The organism is Georgenia faecalis (assembly GCF_003710105.1).
GTDB lineage: Bacteria > Actinomycetota > Actinomycetes > Actinomycetales > Actinomycetaceae > Georgenia_A > Georgenia_A faecalis.
Map to the genome: position 1 here is coordinate 1,916,922 of NZ_CP033325.1, position 22,904 is coordinate 1,939,825.

The following is a 22,904-nucleotide window of genomic DNA, read 5'->3' on the forward strand; positions in this document are numbered from 1 at the left end:
AGGACCCCGGTGGGCCCGGTCACAGGACGTGACCGGCCCGGGCGGCGGGCGCCCGCTCAGCGGCCCAGGGCCGCCCGGTGCTCCGGCGTTCCGGCGCGCAGGGCGGCGACGGCGGCGGCCGCGTCCCGGGCGACGTCCTGGCCGCGCAGGTGGAAGTCCTCGACGAGCTGGGCGCGCGTTGCGTGCTCGAGGAAGGCGTGCGGGATGCCGTGCACCTGGACGCCCACGGCGTGCCCCGCCTCGGCGAGGGCGTCGCGGAGCGCGGAGCCGATGCCGGCGGTGGCCAGGCCGTCCTCGACGACGACGACGAGGTCGTGCGTCGCCGCCAGCGCGGTGAGGTCGGGCGGCACGGGCAGGACCCACCGCGGGTCGACGACCGTGGAGCCGATCCCCTGGGCGGCCAGCGCGGTGGCCGCCTCGACCGCCGTGCCCGCCATCGCACCGACCCCGACGAGGAGGACGCGCGCGTCCTCGCCGTCGGCCATGTGGCGCGCCAGGACGTCGAGCGTGCCCTCCTTGCCCACCGCGGGCAGCGGCTCGGGGAGGGCGCCCTTCGGGTAGCGCACCACCGTGGGGCCGTCCTCGACGGCGACGGCCTCGCGCAGCTCGGCGCGCAGCGTCGCCTCGTCGCGCGGGGCGGCCAGGCGCAGGCCGGGCACGCTGCGCAGCAGGGCCATGTCCCACATGCCGTTGTGGCTCGCGCCGTCGTCGCCGGTGAGGCCGGCGCGGTCGAGGACGAAGGTGACCCCAGCCCGGTGCAGCGCCACGTCCATGAGGAGCTGGTCGTAGCCGCGGTTGAGGAACGTCGCGTAGAGGGCGACCACGGGGTGCAGGCCGGCGAAGGCCATCCCCGCGGCGGAGGTGATGGCGTGCTGCTCGGCGATGCCCACGTCGAAGACGCGTTCGCCGAACTCCTCGGCGAACGGCGCGAGGCCGACGGGGGCGAGCATGGCGGCGGTCACGGCGACGATGTCGCTGCGCTGCCGGGCGATCTCGACGATCTCCTCGGCGAACACCGACGTCCAGCCGAACCGGCTCGGCGCCACGGGCAGGCCGGTCTCGGGGTGGATGACGCCGACGGCGTGGAACCGGTCGGCGACGTCGGACTCGGCCGGGACGTAGCCCCGGCCCTTCTCGGTGATGGCGTGGACGATGACCGGGCCGCCGAACGCCTTGGCCCGGTGGAGGGCGAACTCCATGGCGGGGATGTCGTGGCCGTTGACCGGTCCGATGTACTTGAGGCCGAGGTCCTCGAACAGGCCCTGGGGTGCCAGGACGTCCTTGACGCCCTTCTTCAGCCCGTGGAGCGCGTCGTAGGCCACCCGGCCGGGCGCGCCGCTGGCCTGGAGCGTGCGCTTGCCCCAGCCGAGGACCTTCTCGTAGCCGCGGGCGGTGCGCAGGGCGTTGAGGTGGTGCGCGAGCCCACCGATGGTGGGGGCGTAGGAGCGGCCGTTGTCGTTGACGACGATGACCAGGCGGCGGTCCTGACCCTCGGCGATGTTGTTGAGCGCCTCCCAGGCCATCCCGCCGGTGAGGGCCCCGTCACCGATGACAGCGACGACGTGGCGGTCGCGCAGCCCGGCGAGCTCGTGCGCCTTGGCGATGCCGTCGGCCCAGGACAGGGCGGTCGAGGCGTGCGAGTTCTCCACGACGTCGTGGTCGGACTCGGTGCGGCTGGGGTACCCGGACAGGCCGCCGCGGCGACGCAGGTCGGAGAAGTCCTGCCGGCCGGTGAGCAGCTTGTGCACGTAGGCCTGGTGGCCGGTGTCGAACACGAGGCGGTCCCGCGGGGACTCGAACACGCGGTGGAGCGCGATGGTGAGCTCGACGACGCCGAGGTTGGGTCCCAGGTGCCCCCCGGTGCGGGAGACCTTCTCCACGAGGAACGTCCGCATCTCCTCGGCCAGCGCACCCAGCTCGGCCCGCGACAACCGCCGCAGGTCGGCCGGGCGCCGGATGCGCTCCAGCTGGCTCATGGTGTCTCCCGTCCCGGTGCGACGTCGACGCACCGACGTCCACTGTAGATCCGCACCGGCCCGGGTGCGAGAACGGCACGGCCCAGGTGGGACCTGCCTCGGCCCGGCGAGGGCGGACCGTCAGGCGCTCGCGCGGTGCAGCTCGCTCAGGCGCCCGAGCGGTACAGGTCGGTGAGGGTGCAGATCTCGGAGCCGTGGTGGATGAGCTCCCGGTTGAGGTGGAGCACGAGGTGGCCGAACGGGGACGCGGCGTCGACGGGCGTCGCCTGGCTCAGGCCGACCGTCATGACGTCGGCCTCGTCGAGCCCGGCGACGCCCTCGCTCCACGCCCCGACCCAGTGCGCGAGCTGGCCCACGGCCGCGCGGACGTCACCGGAGTACTCGAGCTCGTCGCACCGGCGTCGGCGGGCGCCGAACGTCCACTCCCAGCGCTCGAAGAAGACCTCCGTGAGGTGTGCGACGAGCCAGGCGACGGTCCGGGTACCCCCACCGTCGGGCTCGGCGGGCCACTCGACGACCCACTCCCCCGCGCCCGCGGCGCGCGCGGCGCGCTCCTCTCCCCGGCGCACGACGCGGAGCGCCCGGGGTGCCGGCTCCCACTCGAACTCGGCCTGGGTGAGCGTCGACAGCCGGGCCGAGAGCTCCGTCCAGGAGAACCCCAGCTGCCCGCGGACCATGGCGAGCACCGACGGCTCGCTGAGGATGGCCCAGTCGAACTCCGGCTGCCCGTACCCACCGACGAGGACGTCGCTCATGCGCCCGACGCTAGCGCCGGGCCGCCCGCGGGGGAACCCCCGCGGGCGGCCCGGCCGCTCGTACCGCTCAGGCCTTGACGAGCGAGCGCAGCACGTACTGGAGGATGCCGCCGTTGCGGTAGTACTCCGCCTCGCCGGGGGTGTCGATGCGCACGACGGCGTCGAACTCGACGGCGGAGCCGTCCTGCTTGGTCGCCGTCACGTGGACGGTCGACGGCGTGACGCCCTCGTTGAGCGCGGTGACGCCCGAGATGTCGAACGTCTCGGTGCCGTCGAGGCCGAGCGACTCGGCGTTCTGGCCGGCGGGGTACTGCAGGGGCAGCACGCCCATGCCGATGAGGTTGGAGCGGTGGATGCGCTCGAAGCTCTCGGTGATGACGGCGCGCACCCCGAGCAGCGACGTGCCCTTCGCCGCCCAGTCGCGGGAGGAGCCGGAGCCGTACTCCTTGCCGCCGAGGACGACGAGCGGGACGCCCGCCTCGGCGTAGGCCTGCGCGGCGTCGAAGATCGCCTCCTGCTCACCGGTGAGGAGGTTCTTCGTGTACCCGCCCTCGACGCCGTCGAGGAGCTGGTTGCGCAGCCGGATGTTGGCGAACGTGCCGCGGATCATGACCTCGTGGTTCCCGCGGCGCGAGCCGTAGGAGTTGAAGTCGCGGCGGGCCACGCCGTGCTCGGCGAGGTAGCGCCCGGCGGGGCTGTCCGGCTTGATGGAACCGGCCGGGGAGATGTGGTCCGTCGTGACGGAGTCCCCGAGCTTGGCGAGGACGCGGGCGCCGGAGATGTCGGTGACCGCCGTGGGCTCGGCGCTCATCCCGTCGAAGTACGGGGGCTTGCGCACGTACGTCGACTCCGTGTCCCAGGCGAAGGTGTTGCCCTCGGGGGTGTCGAGCGCCCGCCAGCGCTCGTCGCCGGCGAAGACGTCGGCGTAGTCGCGGGTGAACATCTCCTGGTCGATCGAGGAGTCGATCGTCGCCTGGACCTCGGCCGGGCTCGGCCAGATGTCGGTGAGGAAGACGTCCTTGCCCTCGGCGTCCTGGCCCAGCGGCTCGTGGGCGAAGTCGAAGTCCATGGTGCCGGCCAGGCCGTAGGCGATGACCAGCGGCGGCGACGCGAGGTAGTTCATCTTCACGTCGGGGTTGATCCGGCCCTCGAAGTTGCGGTTGCCGGACAGCACGGAGACGACGGCGAGGTCGTTGTCCTGCACCGCCGCGGAGACCTCCTCGGGCAGCGGCCCGGAGTTGCCGATGCAGGTGGCGCAGCCGTAGCCGACGAGGTGGTACCCGAGCGCCTCGAGGTAGGGCCACAGCCCCGCCTTCTCGTAGTAGTTCGTCACGACCTTCGAGCCGGGCGCCATGGAGGTCTTCACCCACGGCTTGACCTGCAGCCCGCGCTCGACGGCCTTCTTCGCCAGGAGCGCCGCGGCGAGCATCACCGACGGGTTGGACGTGTTGGTGCACGAGGTGATGGAGGAGATGACGACGGCGCCGTGGTCGAGCTGGGTCTGCGTGCCGTCCGCCATCGTCAACGGCACGTGGCGGTGCGGGCGCGAGCCGCCGTGACCGGGCGTCGCGGGGGCGCTGTCGGTGTCCGCGTGCGTGCCGGCGGCGATGGGGTCGGAGGCGGGGAACGTCTCCTCGACGCTCTCGTCGAGCCCGCTGGTCTCCTGCGGGCCGGCGTAGTCGAGCAGCGCGGAGGAGAACGCGTCCTTGGCCTCGGTGAGCGCCACGCGGTCCTGCGGGCGCTTGGGGCCGGCGATCGAGGGCACCACCGTGGCGAGGTCGAGCTCGAGGTACTCGGAGAAGACGGGCTCGCGGCTCGGGTCGTGCCACAGGCCCTGGGCCTTGGCGTAGGCCTCGACGAGGGCCACCTGGTCCTCGTCCCGGCCGGTGAGGCGCAGGTAGGCGAGGGTGACGTCGTCGATGGGGAAGATCGCGGCGGTCGAGCCGAACTCGGGGCTCATGTTGCCGATGGTCGCCCGGTTGGCCAGGGGCACCTGGGCGACGCCCTGGCCGTAGAACTCGACGAACTTGCCGACGACGCCGTGGCGGCGCAGCAGCTCGGTGATGGTGAGGACGACGTCGGTCGCGGTCGCGCCGGGCGGGATGGCGCCGGAGAGCTTGAACCCGACGACCTTGGGGATGAGCATCGAGACGGGCTGGCCGAGCATCGCGGCCTCGGCCTCGATACCGCCGACGCCCCAGCCGAGCACGCCGAGGCCGTTGACCATCGTGGTGTGCGAGTCGGTGCCGACGCAGGTGTCGGGGTAGGCCTGGGTGGCGCCGTCGACCTCGCGGGTCATCACCGTGCGGGCCAGGTACTCGAGGTTGACCTGGTGGACGATGCCCGTGCCGGGCGGGACGACCTTGAAGTTGTCGAACGCGGTCTGGCCCCAGCGCAGGAACTGGTAGCGCTCGTGGTTGCGCTCGTACTCGATCTCGACGTTGCGCTCGAAGGCGTCGGAGCGCCCGAAGACGTCGATGACCACGGAGTGGTCGATGACCATCTCGGCGGGGGCCAGCGGGTTGATCTTCGCGGGGTCTCCCCCGAGGTCGGCGACCGCCTCCCGCATCGTCGCGAGGTCAACGACGCACGGCACACCGGTGAAGTCCTGCATGACGACGCGCGCGGGGGTGAACTGGATCTCCGTGCTCGGCTCGGCGGCCGGGTCCCAGGTCGCCAGCGCCCGCACGTGGTCAGCGGTGACGTTGACGCCGTCCTCGGTGCGCAGGAGGTTCTCGGCGAGGATCTTCAGGCTGTAGGGCAGCCGGTCCAGACCCTCCACGGCGTCGAGCCGGAAGATCTCGTAGCTCGTGCCCGCGACGTCCAGCGCCGCCCTCGCTCCGAATGTGTCGACGCTGCTCACAGGTGCTCCTCAGGTGTTGCTCGGCGACGGTGACCGCCGCCATCGTCCCACGGGACCACGGCGGCGACCATTTATCTCGACATCAAGATACTTTGCCCGGGGGGCGCCGTCCACCTGTGGCGCCCGGCGCGTCGCCGGTCAGGCCCGCTCGAGCAGCGCGACCGCCTCGACGTGGTGGGTGTGGGGGAAGAGGTCGAGCCCGCGGACCGTGCGGAGGCGGTAGCCGCGGGCCGTGGCGACCTGCAGGTCGCGGGCCAGGGCGGCGGGGTCGCAGGCGACGTAGACCACCCGCTGCGGGGCGAGGTCCGCGAGGGCGTCCATCACCGCCGGCCCGGCGCCGGCCCGGGGCGGGTCGAGGACGACGCCGTCGACCGGGTCACCGCCGAGCGCCACCAGGCTCGCGGGGTCGACCCGCGCCTCGTGCAGCGCGGCGCCGGCGTGGGCGTGGAGGTTGCGGCGCGCGTCGGTCACCGCCCGGGGCTCGCTCTCCACGGCGTCGACCCGGCCGCTCTCCCCCACCGCCGTGACGAGCGGGAGCGTGAACAGGCCGGCGCCGGAGTACAGGTCGAGGAGGCGTTCCCCCGGGGTGGGCCGCAGCGCCCCGAGGACCGCGTCGACGAGCACCGGCGCGGCCCGGCGGTGAACCTGCCAGAAGCCGCTGGCCCGGACCCGGTAGGTGAGGTCGCCGAACGCCGTCGGCACCACCTCGCGCACGCTCCCCCGCGCGGGCCCGCGGCCGCTCGCCTCGGGCTCCCCGTCGACGAGGACGAGGGGGGCGCCCACGCTGGGGGCGACGACGTCGAGGCGCGTCCCGGGGCGCAGGTGCGACCAGCGGCCGGGGGCGAAGAGCCCGAGCTCGGCGATGGCGGGCACCGCCAGCGGCATCGAGGACAGCGGGACGACGTCGTGGCTGCGGTGCCGGAACATGCCCGCGGTGCCGTCCGCGTCGACGACGAGCTCGATGCGGGTGCGCGTGCCCAGGCCGCCCGCCTCGTCGTCGCCGGGCAGGCCCTCGACGGCGACCTCGCCCTCGAGGCCGTCGAGGTCGAGGTGGCCGATCCGGGTGAGCGCCTCGCGCAGCACGGTGGTCTTCCAGCGCCGCTGCGCGTCGAGCGCGACGTGGGCGAGCTCGCCGCCGCCTACCCCGCCGGGGCCGGCCTCCGGCCACACCGAGGGGACGCGGTCGGGCGAGGCCTCGAGGACCTCGACGGCGTCCGCTCGCCAGAACTGGCGGCGGGCCTGGGTGACGCGGGCGCGCACCCGCTCGCCGGGCAGGGTGTGCCGGACGAAGACGACGGGCCCGTCGGCGCTGCGGGCGACGCAGTGGCCGCCATGTGCGGGCGGCCCGACGACGAGCTCGACGAGGTCCGGGCCGGGCGTGCTCATCGGTGCTCCTGGGGGTCGGGGGTGCTGGTGCCGGGCGGCGCCGGGGCCGCGCCGGGGACGTCACCCGGGACGGACGGGCTCACCTCCGGCTCGGGCAGGGCGGCGGAGGCCTCCTCGCCCAGGGCGGCGCGGGCCGCGCGCTCGTCCTCCCCCTCGCCGGCGAGCTGCCACGGGACGGAGGCGAGGACGACGCCGGGCACGAAGAGGAGCCGGCTCTCCAGACGCAGCGCGCTCTGGTTGTGGAGCAGCTGCTCCCACCAGTGTCGCACCACGTACTGCGGGAGGTAGACGACCACGAGGGCGCGCGGAGTCTCCCGGCGCACCGACCGGACGTAGTCGACGACCGGCCGGGTGACCTCCCGGAACGGGGAGGCGAGGACGGTGAGCGGGACGGGCAGGTCGGCCTCGTCCCACGCGGCGCGCAGCCGCTCGGTCTCGGCCGGGTCCACGGCCACCGTCACCGCCTCGAGCGTCGACGGGCGGGTGGCCCGCGCGTAGGACACCGCGCGCATCGTCGCCTGGTGCAGGCGCGAGACGAGCACGATGGCGTGGACGTGCGAGGGCAGCGCCCGCGCGGCCGAGAGGTCCTCGACGACGAGCTGCGCGGCGACCCGGTCGTAGTGGCGGCGCACCGCCGTCATCGCGGCGTAGCACACGGCGATAAGGACGAGGGTGATCCAGGCGCCGAGGGCGAACTTCGTCACGAGCACCACCACGAGGACGACCGAGGTGAGGGCGAACCCGACGGCGTTGATGACGCGCGAGCGCCGCATCCGGGTCCGGCGCGCCGGGTCCACCTCGACGCGCAGCGCCTGGCCCCAGTGCCGGATCATCCCCAGCTGGCTCAGCGTGAAGGAGAGGAAGACGCCGACGATGTAGAGCTGGATGAGCCGCGGCACCGATGCCTCGAAGGCGACGATGAGGACGATCGCGGCCACGGACAGCGCGACGATGCCGTTGGAGAAGACCAGGCGGTCCCCGCGGGTGCGCAGCTGGCGCGGGAGGTACCCGTCCCGGCCGAGGACGGACCCGAGGACGGGGAAGCCGTTGAAGGCCGTGTTGGCCGCGAGGATGAGGATGAGGCCGGTGACCGCGCTCACGAGGGCGACGAGCAGGGGCACGTCGGCGAACACGGCGTGGGCGATCTGCCCGATGACCGGGTCCTGGTGGTAGTCCTCCCCCACCGGCACCCCGTCGCGCAGGAGCTGGCTCGCCGGGTCCTCGGCGAACCGGACGCCCGTGGCGTCGGCGAGGGAGAGGACGATGAGGAGCATCGTGGCCGAGATGGTCGCCAGCAGCGCGAGCGTCGTCGCCGCGTTGCGCGACTTCGGGGGCGTGAAGGAGGGCACGCCGTTGCTGATCGCCTCGACCCCGGTGAGGGCCGCGCACCCGGAGGTGAAGGCCCGCAGGACGAGGAACGCCCCCGCCAGGCCGGTGAGGCCGGCGTCGAAGCCGGGGTCGGCGAGCAGCTCGAGGTCGGCGCTGGGGGCGGCCGTGAGGTTCCCGGTGAGGTACTGCAGGCCCCCGACGACGGCGAGCAGCCCCACCGCACCCATGTACAGGTAGACCGGCACGGCGAACGCCCGGCCGGACTCCCGCATGCCGCGCAGGTTGAGCAGCGCGAGCACGACGACGAGGACGACGGCGACGCTCACCTGGTGCCCGCGCAGCGCCGGGGCGACGACGACGAGGTACTGGGCGCCCGCCGAGACGGAGACGGCCACGGTGAGGACGTAGTCGACGAGCAGGGCGCCGGCCACCGTGGTCCCGGCGCGCCGCCCGAGGTTCTCGGTGACGACCTCGTAGTCCCCGCCGCCCGAGGGGTAGGCGTGGACGGTCTGGCGGTAGGAGGCGACGACGACGAGGAGGACGACGACGACGGCCACCCCCACCCACGGCGAGACCGCGTAGGCGGTGATCCCCGCGAGCGAGAGGGTGAGGAGGATCTCGTCGGGGGCGTAGGCGACGGAGGAGAGGGCGTCGGAGGCGAAGACCGGCAGGGCGACCCGCTTGCGCAGCACGGTTCCGCCGAGCCGCTCGCTGCGCACGGGCCGTCCGACGAGCAACCGCTTCGACGCCGCGGCGATGTTGGGCACGAGCGCCAAGCCTAGGCCCCCTCGTCCACCCCGCGCGGAGTACGGTTCCCCCCGTGCACTTCGTCATCATGGGATGCGGCCGGGTCGGGGCGTCGCTCGCCACCCAGCTCGACGCCCACGGCCACTCCGTGGCGGTCCTCGACCAGAACCCCGAGGCGTTCCGGCGCCTGCCTCCCGACTTCGACGGACGCCGGGTCACGGGCCTGGGCTTCGACCGCGACGCCCTCGCGCAGACCGACATCGAGGAGGCGTACGGGTTCGCCGCCGTCTCCAACGGGGACAACTCCAACATCCTCGCCGCCCGGGTGGTCCGCGAGACGTTCGGGGTGGGCAACGTCGTGGCCCGCATCTACGACCCGCGTCGCGCCGAGGTGTACGAGCGGCTGGGGATCACCACGGTCGCCACCGTGCGCTGGACGGCCGACCAGGTGCTGCGCCGCCTCATGCCCATGGGCGCGGTCGCCGAGCACCGCGACGCCTCGGGCCACGTCTCGCTCGTGCGCACCGACGTCCACCCCGGCTGGGTGGGCCTGCCGCTCACCCGCCTCGAGGAGGTCTCCGGCGCCCGCGTGGGGTACCTCACCCGGCTCGGGGTCGGCATCGTCCCCGGGGCGGGGACCATCGTCCAGGAGAACGACCTCGTCCACGTCCTCGTCGCCACCGAGCGCGTGGACGCGGTCCAGCGCGCGCTCGCCAAGCCCCCCGTGCGGGAGGCGTGATGCGCGTCGTCATCGCCGGGGCCGGCAGCGTCGGCCGTTCGATCGCCCGGGAGCTCCTCTCCCACGGTCACGGCGTCACCCTCATCGACCGCCAGCCCGCCGCCATGCGGGTCGCCAGCGTGGCCGAGGCGGAGTGGATCCTCGCCGACGCCTGCGAGATCTCCACGCTCGCCGACGCGCGCCTCGCCGAGTGCGACGTCGTCGTCGCGGCCACGGGTGACGACAAGGCCAACCTCGTCGTGTCCCTGCTCGCCAAGACCGAGTTCGCCGTCCCGCGGGTGGTCGCCCGGGTGAACAACCCCAAGAACGAGTGGATGTTCGACGAGGCCTGGGGCGTGGACGTGCAGGTCTCCACGCCGCGGATCATGACGGCGCTCGTCGAGGAGGCGGTGAGCGTCGGGGACCTCGTGCGGATCTTCACGTTCCACGCCTCCGGCGCGAGCATCCACGAGCTCACCCTGCCCGCGCACTCACCCGTGGTGGGGCGTCAGGTCCGCGACGTCGTCTGGCCGCCGGACACCGTCCTCGCGGCGGTCATCCGGGCGGACCGGCCGTTCGCGCCGACCGCGGACGACACGCTGGAGGCGGGCGACGAGCTGCTGCTCGTCCTCAGCGCTGGGGCGGAGCAGGATCAGGCGGCGCTGCAGCAGCTGCTGGCTCCCGGACCAGCACCCACGTCGCCCAGAGCGTGAGGGCCCACAGCGGCACCCCCATGACGAGCCGGGCGGTGCCCAGCCACGCGACCTCCGCCTGGAGGTAGAGGGGGAGCTGCGCGGCGAGGCGCGCCACGAACAGGGCGACCCACAGCCAGGTGGCGGCGGTGTAGCGCCGACGGCGCCAGGGGTCGGCGCGCCAGGTGCTCCCCTCCTGCCGCAGGAGCGCGACGACCACGCCGACGAGCGGCCACCGCACGAGCAGGGAGACGAGCAGGGCGGCCGCGTAGGCGGCGTTCGTCCACAGCCCGAAGGCGAAGTAGTCCTGGGCCTGCCCGGAGCGCCACGCCCACACGACGCCGACGCCGACTCCGAGCAGCCCGCCGAGCGCCTGGGTGATGGGCGTCCCGCCGACCAGGCGCGCCACGACGAGCACGAGGGCGACGGCCAGCGAGGCGACGAGGGGGGCCGTGAGGCCCCCCACCGCGACGAACACCGCGACGAATACCGCGCCGGGCGCGACGGACTCGAGGACGCCGCGCAGGCCGCCGATGGACTCGGCGAGCGAGAAGTCCTCCCCCACCACCTGGCGCACGCCGCCGCGACCGGCCGGCGTCGCCTCGTCCGGCGGCCCCTCGGGGGCGCTCATGCGTCCTGGCCGAGGAGCTCGTAGGCCGGGTTGAAGATGGTGGGGCGGTCGGCGCCGCCGAAGACGATGCCCTCGGCGACCAGCCGGCGGCCGGCCTCGATGCCGGGGATCTCCCGGCGGCCCAGCCACACGAGGTCGATGCTGCCGGAGCCGTCGTAGAGCCGGGCGCGCAGGGAGACGACGCCGTCCCGCGGACGGTACGTCACCGCGGTGAGAATGCCCGCGCAGCGGACCCGCGCGCGGGCCCGGGCGTCGCGGATCGGGGACGCGTCGTGGCGGGCGGCCGCCTCCCGCTCGTCCTGGGCGTCGATCTCGGCGCGCGAAGCGACGAGGCGGGCGAGGAGGCCGGCCCGCGGAGCGGCCAGCGGGCCGGCCCCGTGGCGGTTCACCGGGTCTCCGTGATCTCCGGCCCGCGGGTGAGCGGGTCGGGCAGCACCGGCGGCTCGCCCGCCGTGGCGGGCGCGGCGGCGTCGGTCGCGCCCGGCATCCGCAGGGCGAGCACGTCCCGCGGGGCGCGGGCCTCCTGACCGCGGACGACGACGATGTCGGCGAAGACGTCCTCGAGGAGCGTGGCGGCGTCCGGGTCGACGGCCGCCCGGCCGCTGAGCACGCCGCGGAGGAACCACCGGGGACCGTCGACGCCGATGAACCGGGCCGGGCGGTGCCCGGTGCGCCCGTCGGCGGTGCGCACGGGCAGGCGGGCGAGGAGCTCGGGACCGAAGGGCCCCTCGACCTCGTCGGCGGTGCCGCCCTGCTGGGTGACCGAGGCGGCGATCTCCGTCCGGAGCTCCTCCCACAGGCCGTCGGTGCGGGGCGCGGCGAGCGCCTGGACCTGCAGGGACGATCCGGCGGCGGTGAGGCTGGCGGCGACGACCTGGCGGGAGGTCTTCTCCACCTCCATGCGGAGCTCGAGGCCGGGGCGGGCGGGGACCCGCAGGGCGCCGAGGTCGAGGCGGGCACCGAGTCCGGGCACGTCGGAGACGTCCCAGGGACCGCGCTCGTCGTCGGGTCCGGCCGTGGTCGGCTCAGACGACGGCTCCGACGTGGGCGTCGCGTCGTCGGGCTCGGCGTCGTGCTTGCGCCGCCGGAAGATGGGGCTCATCGGGGACCTCCTTCTGTGCCGGCGGGCGGCGTCCACCCACCGGTTGATCCGAACCCGCCGTCACCTCGGGCCGAGGTGGGCAGCTCGTCCACGGGGACGAAGCGCGCCTGGGCGACCTGCTGGAGCACGAGCTGGGCGATGCGGTCGCCGCGGGCGAGACGGACGGGGGCGTGCGCGTCGGTGTTGAGCAGCGTCACCATGATCTCGCCGCGGTAGCCCGCGTCGACGGTCCCGGGGGCGTTGACGATGGTGAGGCCGTGGCGCGCGGCGAGGCCGGAGCGCGGGTGGACGAACGCCGCCCAGCCCTCGGGCAGCGCGATCGCCACGCCGGTGGGGACGGTGGCCCGCTCCCCCGGCGCCAGGACGACGTCGGTGCGCGCCCGGAGGTCCGCGCCGGCGTCTCCCGGGTGCGCGTACGAGGGCGCGGGCAGGTCGGGGTCGAGCAGGCGGACAGCGACGTCGATACTCACGGGCACCGACTGTACTGACTCCGGGCGGGGTCCTTGCCCCCGGCGCTGCCCGGCGGACGCCACCCGGCTGGCACAGTGGTCCCGTGGACAGCGCACCCCTGTTTCGTGAACGGCTCACGCCGACGCCCCCCGTCCTGCTCGTGGGGGCGCTGCTGGGCGCCGCGCTCGGGCTCGTCCTGTGGCCCTTCGCCCCGCCCTGGGTGGCCGGCGGCGTGGGCGTCGTCGCCGCCGTCGCGGTCGTGGCCGCGCTCGTCCTCACCGCCCCGGTGGTCGCGGTGCGGGACGGGCGGCTGCATGCCGGGCGGGCGCACGTCGACGTCCGGTTCCTCGGCGTGCCCGAGGTGCTCGACGACACAGAGCTGCGCCGGGCCCTGGGGCCCGGCGCAGATGCGCGCGCGTACGTGTGCCACCGTCCGTGGGCGCGGGCCGCGGTGCGGGTCCCGCTCCTCGACCCGGCCGACCCGGCGCCGTACTGGCTCGTCGCCAGCACCCGCCCGGGCGATCTCGCCCGGGCGCTGCGAGCGTCGGCTCAGGCCGCGCACTCCGAGCAGACGAGCTGGCCGCCGTCCTCGTAGGCCAGCTGGCTGCGGTGGTGGACGAGGAAGCACCGCGAGCAGGTGAACTCGTCCGCCTGGCGCGGGAGGACCCGCACGGAGAGCTCCTCGCCGCTCAGGTCGGCGCCGGGGAGCTCGAAGCCCTCAGCCGCCTCGATCTCGTCCTCGTCGACCGCGCCGGAGTTCTTCTCGGCCCGTCGGGCCTTGAGCTCCTCGATGGAGTCCTCGGAGAGGTCTTCCTCGTTCTTGCGCGGTGCGTCGTAATCGGTCGCCATGAAGACGTCACGCTCCGGTTCTGGTGGGTCGTTGGTCGGTCAACCTCAGCAACGCAGCAGAGCGCACGTTGTTCCCGAGGCACCCGGATTGTGCACCATCGGGCTGGGCGGCGCCGCATCAGCAGGGCCTTGGCGGCCCCAGCGTGGCGAACGCCTCAGCCGGCGACGCCGGTCCGGGCGCCCGCGATCGCGCCCGCGAGGGACGCGGCGAGGTCGGGATGGGCGGCGATCGTCATCCCCGGCCCGGCCGGATCGTCGCCCAGGCCGCGGACCACGCCCCCGACCTCGCTGACGAGGAGGGCGCCGGCGGCCATGTCCCACGGGTTGAGGTACTCCTCGTAGTGGGCGTCGAGGCTCCCGGCGGCGACGTGGCACAGGTCCACGGCCGCCGACCCGAGCCGACGGATGTCGCGCACCTGGGGCAGCAGCTCGGCGACGACGCGGCCCTGGGCGGCACGTCCTGCGGCCGAGTAGCTGAAGCCGGTGCCGACGAGGGCGCGCTCCAGCGGCGGCGGACCCGCCAGGGGCGCCAGCCGTACGCCGTCGGCGAACGCGCCCGCGCCGCGCCCGGCGGTCCAGGTGCGCCCCAGCGCGGGGGCGTGGACGCACCCGGCGAGCAGCGTCCACGACGCCGGGTCGGGCGGGCCGGCGACCACGGCGACGCTCACGGAGTAGTGCGGCAGGCCGTAGAGGAAGTTCACCGTGCCGTCGATGGGGTCGATGACCCACGTGAGGCCGGACGTGCCGGGGCGGGTCTCCTCCTCCTCACCGAGGATGGCGTCGTCGGGCCGGGCCGCGGTGATCTCGGCGCGCAGGAGCCGCTCGGCCGCCTCGTCCACCTCGGTGACGACGTCGACCGAGCTCGACTTCGTGCGGGCGACCGTCACGGTCGTGGTGCGGGCGGCCTCGGCCACCACGCGGCCGGCCTGCCGGGCCAGCCGCTCGGCGAGCTCCATGAGGGCGGCGACGTCGACGCCCGGCGGCAACCCGTCCCCCGTGCCGCGTGCGTCCCGGTCGTGCGTTCCCATCTGGTCCTCCTTCGTCGCGGCGTACCCCGGCCATGATGTCCCTCACCCCCGCCGGAGGCGAACACACCGGACCCAATGCGCGGCCGGGGCCGGATCGGGTGGCACCCTCGGTACATACCCTCGAGGGAGGACGACATGGTCGAGCTTGAACTGCTCGGGTTGCACAGCGATGGCGAGCACCTCACGCTCACCGGCCCGAACGGGCAGCAGTACCGGCTCCTCGTCGACGACGCGTTACGCGCCGCCGTCCGCCGGGACCGCGCCCAGCTCGAGCAGCTCCGGGCGGCGGGAACGTCGCCGCTGCGCCCCAAGGACATCCAGGCGCGCATCCGCGCCGGCGCGAGCGCTGCGGACGTCGCGGAGGAGGCGGGTCTGCCGGTCGAGCACGTCCGGCGGTACGAGGGCCCGGTCCTCGCCGAGCGGACCTGGGTGGTCGAGCAGGCCCGACGCTTCGCCATCGGCCGGTCCGAGGGGGCACCCGAGCTGGGCGACCTCGTCGTGGACCGCCTGGCCGCGCGCGGTGTGACCACCGGTGACCTCGAGTGGGACGCGGTCCGCAGCGCGGGCAAGTCCTGGGAGGTCCTCGTCCGCTTCGTCGCCGGGGACCGCCGGCGGGAGGCGCGCTGGGAGGCGGACCTCACGTCCCGCGCCGTCCACGCGCTCGACGACGAGAGCCGGTGGCTGTCGGAGACGGACCTGAGCACCCCGCCCAGCGCCGCCCGGCGGCACCTCGTCCCCGTGCCCGTGCGGCTGTACGCGCCCGAGCCCGAGACGGACCTCGGTCCCGCCATCGCCGCCGTCGACGCCACCCTCCACCTGGGCGGCGACCCGCAGCCCGTGGAGGAGGACCCCACTGAGGGCCTGCTCGCCGAGCTCAGCGCGAGCCGCGGCACGCGTCAGGAGCTCGACCTCGGGATCGAGGACGACATCCTCGGAGCGCTCGACCTGCCGCCCGCGGCGCACCCGCCGGCCTCGCGGGCCGAGCACGCCGGGGACGCGCACGTGCTGTCCCTGCCGCCCCGTGGGCCCGACCGCCCCGTCCGGCCCGAGACACCGCGCCCGGAGGAGCACGCACCGGCCGAGGAGCCTGCGGAGCGTCGCGCCGAGGCGCCCGCGCCGACCGCCGAGGACCCCGCCGGGCAGCCGGAGCAGGCCCCGCGGCGCGCGCGCACCAAGGGGCGGCGCACGAGCGTCCCGAGCTGGGACGAGATCGTCTTCGGCGCCAAGCCCGAGTGAGCGTGCGGCGGGGCACCGCCGCACGCCCGCACGTCCGGCCCCTCCCCCCCGGGAGGGGCCGCACCGCGTCCCCAGGGGCCTTGCACGCCGGTCAGACGACCGTGCGCACCAGCGGGACGAGGACCTCGTCCGGCGTGAGCGAGCCATGCACGCCGACCAGGGCGATGGACTCCGCCGTCTGAGTGCGGGAGTCGACGACGGCGCGGCGCTCCCGGGCGGCGACGACGATGTCGCCGAGGACCGAGCGGTGCCGCTCGGCCACGTCGCCGAACAGCCCGGCGGCCTCGGCCTCCTCCCGCAGGAGTACCCACGCGGTGTCCCCGAGGACGTCGCGCCAGCGCTCGGCGACGGCGGCGGCCGTGCCCGGGCGGGTGTGGACGTGCACCGCCCGCGGCTCCCCGGCGACCACCTCGACGTCCTGCGCGAGACCCGGCGTCTCGGCCACGTCGATGCGGGAGTCCGGCCCCAGGTCGACCATGCCGTGGTCGGCGGTGACGAGCAGCAGGGTCCCGCGCGGGAGCTCCCGCGCCAGCCGGGCGAGCTCGGCGTCCATCGCCTCGACCTCGTCGCCCCACTGCCGCGACCCCCAGCCGTGCTGGTGGCCCATCTTGTCCACGTCGCCCCAGTACAGGTAGACGACGTCGGCGTCCCCGGAACGCAGGAGCGCCGTCGTGACGTCCACGCGGGCGGCGAGGCTCCCCGCGGCGAGGAACCGTGGGCCCCGCAACGCGGCCTCGGTCAGGCCCGAGCCGACGAACCGGGCGGGCCCGACGGAGACGATCGACGGCCCCTGCCCGCCGAGGCGCTCGGCGAGCGTGGGGACCTGCTGCCACTCGCGCGGGTGGACGGCCGTCTCCTCCCAGGAGATGAGGTTGAGGAGGGCGCCGTCGGCCGGGTTGCGCACGGTGTACCCCAGCATCCCCGTGGTGCCGGGGACCTCGCCGGTGCCGAGCATGGTGAGGCTCGTCGCCGTGGTCGAGGGGTAGCCGCTGGTGAGGGTGAGGGCATCGGGCAGCTGGGAGCGCAGGAAGGGGGCGTGGCCGCCGCGCTCGGCGAGCATCTGCGCGCCGAGCCCGTCGACGAGGACGATGCACACGCGCCGCGCGCGAGGCAGCCCGAGGAGCTCACGGTCCTGCGCGGACGTCCGACCGGCGCTCGTCGTCGGGGCGCCGACCGCGTCCAGCGCGGCCGGCAGGACCGCCCGCAGGCACGCACCGGCATAGTCGGGCAGCGTGAGCCCGTCGGGAACGGTCATGCCCGGCCCACCGTCGCGGCGGAGAGGTCGCGGGCGAACTGCAGGGCGCGGGCCAGGGCGCGGGACCCCTCCGCCTGCTCGCTCACCCGCACGACGACGTCGTCGGGGCTGAGCAGCCCGGTGTAGCCGTGGTCGGCCTCGCACGCCGGGTCGTCGCACGCCATCGGCTCGAGGTCGAGGCGCTGGATGGCCCCCCAGCCGACGGCGACGGTGAGCTCGGTCACCTGCATGCCGCCGCGCGTGCGGGCCGGGTCGGCGACGCCGTGGGTGAGGGCGACCGAGGAGATCCGGTGCAGGGGCACCGCCTCCGTGGTGGCCGAGGCCGACGGCACCTCCCCGGCGGTGTCGTCGACGTGGGCGATGACGAGCCGGGTCGGCGTCAGCACGAGTGCGGTGAGGTGCCGGCGCACCTCCGTGTCGAAGGTCGTCTCGGGGTGGACGAGGAAGGAGATGACGGGCTCGCCGGCGAGGGCGACCTCGAGCACCCGGGCCACGAGCTCCGGGTAGTACCCCGCCCGGTCGAGGTCGGACCGCAGCTGGTCCGCGAGGTTGGACGTCATGTCGGGGATGGCCACGGCTCCATCTTGGCACCTGCGGACCCCGACCCGGGAAGCACCCGTCGGCCGCCGTCCGCGCGCCCGGGCCGGGACACCTCCACGACGGCCGACAGGACCGACGCCCCCGACCGCGCGACGAGGACCGGGTTGAGCACCAGGCGGGCCACCTCGGGCAGGTCGTCGGTGAGCACCGACACCCGCCCGAGGACGTCCTCGAGGGCGGCGACGTCGAGGACCGGCAGGCCGCGGTGGCCGAAGAGGCGGGGGGCGGCGCGGACGGAGCGCACCATGTCGGCGACGTCCACGTCGGTGAGCGGCGGCACACGGAACGCGACGTCGCCGAGGAGCTCGACGGCGTCCCCGCCGAGGCCGAAGGACACCACGGGGCCGAAGAGGGCGTCCTCCACGCCCCGCACGACGCAGGCGACCCCGGCCGGGGCCATCACCTGGACGTCGAAGGCCGCCCCGGGCCCGGCGATCGGCTCGAGGTGCGTGCGCATGGCCCGCATCGCCTCGCGCAGCTCGTCGGGGCCGGTGAGGTCGAGCCGGACCCCGCCGAGGTCGGCGCGGTGGCGCAGCACCTCGTCGCTGGTCTTGAGGGCCACGGGCCAGCCGAGCCGCTCGGCGGCCGCCACGGCCTCCTCGACGTCGGCGACGCGCTCCGCGGGCAGGACCGTGAGGCCGTAGCAGGCGAGGAGCTCGGCGGACTGCTCCGGGGCGAGCCGGGCGGTCTGCCCGGGGCCGAGGTCCCGGACCGTCGGCGCGAGGAGTGCGCGCGCCCGGCCGGGCGCGATCCCCGGCGGGTCGACGAGCTCGCCCCGCTCGCTCGTCGTCCACCGGGCGTAGCGCACGGCGCCGGCGAGCGCCGCGACGGCGTCCTGGACGGACGCGAAGGTGGGGACGGTGCGCGCGGTGCCGTCGGGCCCGGGGGCGCTCAGCCCGGCGGTGACGCCCACGGGGCCGTCAAGGTAGGCGAGCACCGGGCGGCCGTCCCGCGCCGCGGCGGCGGCGAGGACGCGGGCGATGGCGTCGTCGGCCGCCCCCAGGGGCGGCACGTGGACGACGACGAGGGCGTCCCAGTCGCTCCGGCGCGCGACCTCCTCCAGGGCCGCGGCGTACTCGCCGGCCCCGGCGAGGGGCGCCAGCGCCGGGTGGACGTCGACGACGTCGAGGCCGTGGGCGCGGGCCGCGCCCCCGACGAGGGAGGTGAGCGGGCCGGAGTTGGCGAGGACGCCCACGCGCCCGCCGGCGGGCAGGGGCTGGGTGGCGAAGAGCTGGGCGAGGTCGAGGAGCTCGGGGACGCCGCGGGCGCGCAGCACCCCGGCCTGGTCGAGCAGCTGCGCGAGGACGCGCTGGGGCTCCCGGGTGGTCCGTACGGCGTGCCCCGGGGGGACCACCTGGCCGGTCTGCCCGGACACGACCGCGATGACCGGGCGGGTCGCGCTGAGCCGGCGGGCGATGCGGGAGAACTTGCGCGGGTTGCCGATGGACTCGAGGTGGACGGCGGCGACGGCGGTGCCCGGGTCGTCGAGCCAGAACTGCATGGTGTCGTTGCCGGACACGTCGGCCCGGTTGCCGGCGGAGAGCAGGCTGTGGACCCCCAGCCCGCGCCGCTGCGCCGTCGCGGCGAGGATGGACCCCGCGGCCGCCGACTGGCAGAAGATCCCCACCCGTCCGTCCGGCAGCCCCGGGCGCAGGGTGACGTCGAGGCGGCCGCCCTCCCCCGCCGCGACCAGCCCGAACGAGGCGGGGCCCACCAGGCGCATCCCGTACGCCCGGGTGCGCCGCAGGAGCTCGCGCTGGAGCCGCTCGCCGGCCGGGCCGGTCTCGGCGAAACCGCCGGAGAGGACGACGACGGCGTGGGCGCCGAGCCGGCCGCACGCGTCGACGGCGGCGAGCACCTCCTCCTCCCGGCCGGCGAGGACGGCCAGGTCGACCGGGCCGGTGACGTCGGCGAGGCGCTCGTACCGGGCCGGGCGCGGGCCGGGCGCGTCGCCCGCGCCGTCGCCGAGCCCGTCGCCCGGGTCCACCGCGACGAGGTGCGCGGGGCCGGTGAACCCGCCCGCGAGGAGGGAGGCGGCGGCGCGCTCGGCGAGGACGTGCTCCGGCCCACCGAGGCCGACGACGAGCACCGACGACGCCGAGAGCAGGGCCCGCATGCTGTGCGACTCGGCGCGCTGCTCGCGCTCGGCCATGACGGACCACGAGCGGCCCGTCTCCTCGATGTCGAAGGAGACGAGCAGGACGCCGTCGTCGAGGACCTGCGTCACCTCGTAGCCGGCGTCCCGGAAGACGCCGATCATCCGGGAGTTGGCGGGGAGGACCTCGGCGGTGAAGCGGAGGATCCCCCGTTCGCGCCCGGCGGCGGCGAGGTGCTCGAGGAGGACGGAGCCGAGGCCGCGGCCGTGCTCGGAGTCGGCGACGTAGAACGCCACCTCGGCCTCGGTGCCGTCGTCGATCCGGTCGTAGCGGCCGACCGCGAGGATCTCCTCGCCGCTGGTGAGCACGAGCGCCACCCGGTCGTCGTGGTCGACGTGGGTGAAGCGGTGGAGGTCCCGCTCGCTGAGGCGCTCCATGGGCGCGAAGAAGCGGTAGTACACCGACATCGGCGACTGCCGCAGGTGCATCCGCTGGAGGGCGTCGGCGTCGGCCGGCCGGATGGGGCGGATGTGCATGGGGACGCCGTCGCGCAGCACGACGTCCGCCTCCCAGTGCACCGGGTAGGGCGCGACGGCGTCCTCGCTCATGCCGTCAGCCTAGGGGGACGGCGGGGCAGGCCGCCGGGACGTCCTTCCCGGCGTCCCGCGGATCCGTCGTCCACCGTCCGGGCGAGGCGCGTCGGGCCGGGCGTCCTCGTCGGGGACAATCGGGGCATGCCACGCCGCACGTCCACTCCCGCTGCGCCCGTCCCGGAGCACATCGTCGACATCGACGTCTCCGCGGAGATGCAGGGGTCGTTCCTCGAGTACGCCTACTCGGTCATCTACGCCCGGGCGCTGCCCGACGCCCGCGACGGCCTCAAGCCGGTCCAGCGGCGGATCCTGTTCATGATGGACCAGATGGGCCTGCGCCCCGACAGGGGCCACGTGAAGTCCGCCCGCGTCGTCGGGGAGGTCATGGGCAAGCTCCACCCCCACGGGGACACGGCGATCTACGACGCCCTCGTGCGGATGGCGCAGCCGTTCTCGCTGCGGGTGCCGCTCGTCGACGGCCACGGCAACTTCGGCTCGCTCGACGACGGCCCGGCCGCCGCGCGGTACACCGAGGTGCGCCTCGCCCCGGCGGCGCTGGTGATGACGGCGGGCCTGGACGAGGACGTCGTCGACTTCGTCCCCAACTACGACAACCAGCTCACGCAGCCCGAGGTCCTGCCCTCCGCACTGCCCAACCTGCTCGTCAACGGCGCGTCCGGGATCGCGGTGGGCATGGCGACGAACATGCCCCCGCACAACCTCGTCGAGGTCGTCGCGGCCGCCCGGCACCTCATCGCCCACCCCGACGCCACCCTCGAGGAGCTGTGCCGCTTCGTGCCCGGCCCCGACCTGCCCTCGGGGGGCAAGATCGTGGGGCTCGAGGGCGTGCGCGACGCCTACGCCACCGGCCGCGGCAGCTTCCGCACCCGCGCCACGACGCACATCGAGTCGATCACGGCCCGCCGGCGCGGCATCGTCGTCACCGAGCTGCCCTACCTCGTCGGCCCCGAGCGGGTCATCGAGAAGATCAAGGAGGCCGTCCAGGCGAAGAAGCTCCAGGGCATCGCCGACGTCGCCGACCTCACCGACCGCGAGCACGGCCTGCGCCTGGTCATCGAGGTGAAGAACGCCTTCAACCCCGAGGCGGTCCTCGCCCAGCTCTACCGCTACACCCCCATGGAGGAGTCCTTCGGGGTGAACAACGTCGCGCTCGTCGACGGCCAGCCGCGCACCCTCGGGCTGCGCGAGCTCCTCGACGTCTACGTCCGCCACCGGATCACCGTGGTGCGGCGCCGCACGGAGCACCGCCTGGCCCGCCGACGCGAGCGCGCCCACCTCGTCGAGGGCCTCCTGCTCGCCATCGCCGACATCGACGAGGTCATCGCCGTCATCCGCGGCTCCGACGACGCCGAGGTGGCTCGCACGCGCCTCATGACGGTCTTCGACCTCTCCGAGCCGCAGGCGGACTTCATCCTCGCGCTCCGGCTGCGCCGCCTCACGAAGTTCTCCCGCCTCGAGCTGGAGAACGAGCGCGACGCCCTCGTCGAGGAGATCGCCGCGCTGGAGGCGATCCTCGCGGACGAGGCGCGGCTGCGGACCGTCGTCTCCGACGAGCTCGCGCAGGTGGCGGCCGAGCACGGCACGCCGCGGCGCACCGTCCTCCTCGAGCACGCGGGCGGGCCGGCGACGTCCGCCGAGACGCTGCGCGGCTCCGCCGTCCCCCTCGAGGTCCCCGACGGGCCGTGCTGGGTCCTCCTGTCCGGCACGGGTCTGCTCGCCCGCGTCGAGGACGCGCCGCGCCGCGAGGGCCCCCGCAACGCCCACGACGCCATCCGCGCCGCGGTCCCGGCGACGACCCGCGGCCACGTCGGCGTGGTGACGAGCGCCGGGCGCATCGTGCGCCTGGAGGTGCTCGACGCGCCGGCGCTGCCGCCCACCGACGCCGCCCCCGGCCTGTCGGGCGGGGCGCCCATCTCCGAGCTCGTCCCGCTCGGTCCCGGGGAGTCCGTCGTGTCCCTCGCCCGTCTCGACGACGACGCCCCCACGCTCGCGCTCGCCACCGCCGGGGGGACCGTCAAGCGCGTCAGCCCGGCGGACCGTCCCGGCAACAAGGACGCGTGGGACGTCATCGCGCTCAAGGACGGCGACACGGTGGTCGGGGCGGCGCACGCGGTGGAGACCGACCGTCTCGTCCTCGTCAGCTCCGACGGCCAGCTCCTCCAGTTCGACGCCGCCGCGGTCCGCCCGCAGGGCCGGGGCGCGGGCGGCATGGCCGGTATCCGGCTCGCCCCGGACGCCCGCGTCGTTGCCCTGGGCGTGGTCGGCCAGGACGACGTCTCCCGCAGCCTCGTCGTCACAGTGGCCGGCTCCAGCCTCGCCCTGCCGGGGACCACGCCCGGCAGTGCCAAGGTCACGCCGCTCGACCGCTACCCCACCAAGGGGCGGGCGACGGGCGGCGTGCGGGCGCACCGCTTCCTGCGCGGGGAGGACAGCATCGTCCTCGCCTGGGCGGGCGTCGGTCCGGTCCGGGCGACCGGGGCCGGCGGGCAGGCGGTGCCGCTGCCCGAGCCCGACGAGCGCCGCGACGCCTCGGGCCAGCCGCTCGGCCTGCCGGTGGCGGCGATCGGCTGAGGCACC

Annotated in this window: 19 protein-coding genes; 5 read left to right on the forward strand and 14 right to left on the reverse strand. The window is 75.3% G+C overall.

Annotation, left to right across the window (positions count from 1 at the left end; all coding sequences use genetic code 11):
- Positions 1–56: 56 nt before the first annotated feature.
- From dxs to EBO36_RS08380, 5 genes are all read right to left on the reverse strand, one after another.
- Positions 57–1,976 (reverse strand): 1-deoxy-D-xylulose-5-phosphate synthase, encoded by a 1,920-nt coding sequence (gene dxs, locus EBO36_RS08360; protein ID WP_122824200.1) that lies wholly within the window; start codon positions 1,974–1,976, stop codon positions 57–59.
- Positions 1,977–2,122: 146 nt separating this feature from the next.
- Positions 2,123–2,731 carry a DinB family protein gene (locus EBO36_RS08365; RefSeq protein ID WP_122824201.1) on the reverse strand — a complete coding sequence of 203 codons (609 nt, stop codon included), beginning with the start codon at positions 2,729–2,731 and terminating at the stop codon, positions 2,123–2,125.
- A gap of 67 nt (positions 2,732–2,798) precedes the next feature.
- On the reverse strand, positions 2,799–5,594 hold the full coding sequence (gene acnA, locus EBO36_RS08370) for an aconitate hydratase AcnA (RefSeq protein WP_122824202.1): 2,796 nt from the start codon (positions 5,592–5,594) through the stop codon (positions 2,799–2,801).
- A gap of 138 nt (positions 5,595–5,732) precedes the next feature.
- Positions 5,733–6,980, reverse strand: coding sequence for a class I SAM-dependent RNA methyltransferase (locus tag EBO36_RS08375; protein WP_122824203.1), 1,248 nt, complete (start codon positions 6,978–6,980; stop codon positions 5,733–5,735).
- The gene (locus EBO36_RS08380; protein ID WP_122825550.1) at positions 6,977–9,076 is read right to left on the reverse strand and encodes an APC family permease; all 2,100 of its coding nucleotides are present in this window, start codon (positions 9,074–9,076) and stop codon (positions 6,977–6,979) included. The genes EBO36_RS08375 and EBO36_RS08380 overlap by 4 nt, the downstream gene beginning before the upstream one ends.
- Positions 9,077–9,144: 68 nt before the next feature.
- Between EBO36_RS08380 and EBO36_RS08385 the strand changes: the two genes are divergently transcribed.
- Both EBO36_RS08385 and EBO36_RS08390 read left to right on the forward strand, forming a co-directional pair.
- Positions 9,145–9,795 (forward strand): potassium channel family protein, encoded by a 651-nt coding sequence (locus EBO36_RS08385; RefSeq protein ID WP_122825551.1) that lies wholly within the window; start codon positions 9,145–9,147, stop codon positions 9,793–9,795.
- On the forward strand, positions 9,795–10,487 hold the full coding sequence (locus EBO36_RS08390; RefSeq protein WP_122824204.1) for a potassium channel family protein: 693 nt from the start codon (positions 9,795–9,797) through the stop codon (positions 10,485–10,487). The genes EBO36_RS08385 and EBO36_RS08390 overlap by 1 nt, the downstream gene beginning before the upstream one ends.
- Here the strand turns inward: EBO36_RS08390 and EBO36_RS08395 are convergent.
- Genes EBO36_RS08395 through dut form a run of 4 tightly spaced genes read right to left on the reverse strand, consistent with a single transcriptional unit; the run spans position 10,405 to position 12,669 of the window.
- Positions 10,405–11,097, reverse strand: a complete 693-nt coding sequence (locus EBO36_RS08395) for a DUF3159 domain-containing protein (RefSeq protein WP_164471409.1) — start codon at positions 11,095–11,097, stop codon at positions 10,405–10,407. The two genes, EBO36_RS08390 and EBO36_RS08395, sit on opposite strands and share 83 nt — an antisense overlap.
- Positions 11,094–11,486 (reverse strand): OB-fold nucleic acid binding domain-containing protein, encoded by a 393-nt coding sequence (locus EBO36_RS08400; protein WP_241236944.1) that lies wholly within the window; start codon positions 11,484–11,486, stop codon positions 11,094–11,096. Before EBO36_RS08400 ends, EBO36_RS08395 begins: the two co-directional genes overlap by 4 nt.
- Positions 11,483–12,199, reverse strand: a complete 717-nt coding sequence (locus EBO36_RS08405) for a DUF3710 domain-containing protein (RefSeq protein ID WP_122824205.1) — start codon at positions 12,197–12,199, stop codon at positions 11,483–11,485. Before EBO36_RS08405 ends, EBO36_RS08400 begins: the two co-directional genes overlap by 4 nt.
- Positions 12,196–12,669, reverse strand: a complete 474-nt coding sequence (gene dut / locus EBO36_RS08410; RefSeq protein ID WP_244925241.1) for a dUTP diphosphatase — start codon at positions 12,667–12,669, stop codon at positions 12,196–12,198. Before dut ends, EBO36_RS08405 begins: the two co-directional genes overlap by 4 nt.
- An 83-nt stretch (positions 12,670–12,752) precedes the next feature.
- On the opposite strand from dut, the gene EBO36_RS08415 reads away from it, so the two are divergent.
- Positions 12,753–13,244 carry a DUF3093 domain-containing protein gene (locus tag EBO36_RS08415; RefSeq protein WP_244925242.1) on the forward strand — a complete coding sequence of 164 codons (492 nt, stop codon included), beginning with the start codon at positions 12,753–12,755 and terminating at the stop codon, positions 13,242–13,244.
- Here EBO36_RS08415 and EBO36_RS08420 read toward each other — a convergent pair.
- Entirely contained in the window at positions 13,199–13,498 is a 300-nt protein-coding gene (locus tag EBO36_RS08420) for a DUF4193 domain-containing protein (RefSeq protein WP_122824207.1), read from the reverse strand. The genes EBO36_RS08415 and EBO36_RS08420 overlap by 46 nt on opposite strands.
- A 155-nt stretch (positions 13,499–13,653) precedes the next feature.
- The gene (locus EBO36_RS08425) at positions 13,654–14,526 is read right to left on the reverse strand and encodes an inositol monophosphatase family protein (protein ID WP_122824208.1); all 873 of its coding nucleotides are present in this window, start codon (positions 14,524–14,526) and stop codon (positions 13,654–13,656) included.
- A gap of 135 nt (positions 14,527–14,661) precedes the next feature.
- Here EBO36_RS08425 and sepH point away from each other — a divergent pair, with 135 nt between their 5' ends.
- Complete coding sequence (gene sepH / locus EBO36_RS08430; RefSeq protein ID WP_122824209.1) at positions 14,662–15,762, forward strand: septation protein SepH; 1,101 nt, start codon at positions 14,662–14,664, stop codon at positions 15,760–15,762.
- A gap of 91 nt (positions 15,763–15,853) precedes the next feature.
- Here sepH and EBO36_RS08435 read toward each other — a convergent pair whose 3' ends face one another.
- The 3 genes from EBO36_RS08435 to EBO36_RS08445 are packed head-to-tail and all read right to left on the reverse strand — an operon-like array spanning position 15,854 to position 20,321.
- Positions 15,854–17,017 carry an alkaline phosphatase family protein gene (locus EBO36_RS08435; protein WP_122824210.1) on the reverse strand — a complete coding sequence of 388 codons (1,164 nt, stop codon included), beginning with the start codon at positions 17,015–17,017 and terminating at the stop codon, positions 15,854–15,856.
- Entirely contained in the window at positions 17,014–17,577 is a 564-nt protein-coding gene (locus tag EBO36_RS08440; protein ID WP_122825555.1) for a DUF5998 family protein, read from the reverse strand. Before EBO36_RS08440 ends, EBO36_RS08435 begins: the two co-directional genes overlap by 4 nt.
- Positions 17,574–20,321 (reverse strand): bifunctional acetate--CoA ligase family protein/GNAT family N-acetyltransferase, encoded by a 2,748-nt coding sequence (locus tag EBO36_RS08445; RefSeq protein WP_122824211.1) that lies wholly within the window; start codon positions 20,319–20,321, stop codon positions 17,574–17,576. The genes EBO36_RS08440 and EBO36_RS08445 overlap by 4 nt, the downstream gene beginning before the upstream one ends.
- A gap of 126 nt (positions 20,322–20,447) precedes the next feature.
- On the opposite strand from EBO36_RS08445, the gene EBO36_RS08450 reads away from it, so the two are divergent.
- The gene (locus tag EBO36_RS08450; RefSeq protein ID WP_122824212.1) at positions 20,448–22,898 is read left to right on the forward strand and encodes a DNA gyrase/topoisomerase IV subunit A; all 2,451 of its coding nucleotides are present in this window, start codon (positions 20,448–20,450) and stop codon (positions 22,896–22,898) included.
- Positions 22,899–22,904 lie beyond the last annotated feature (6 nt).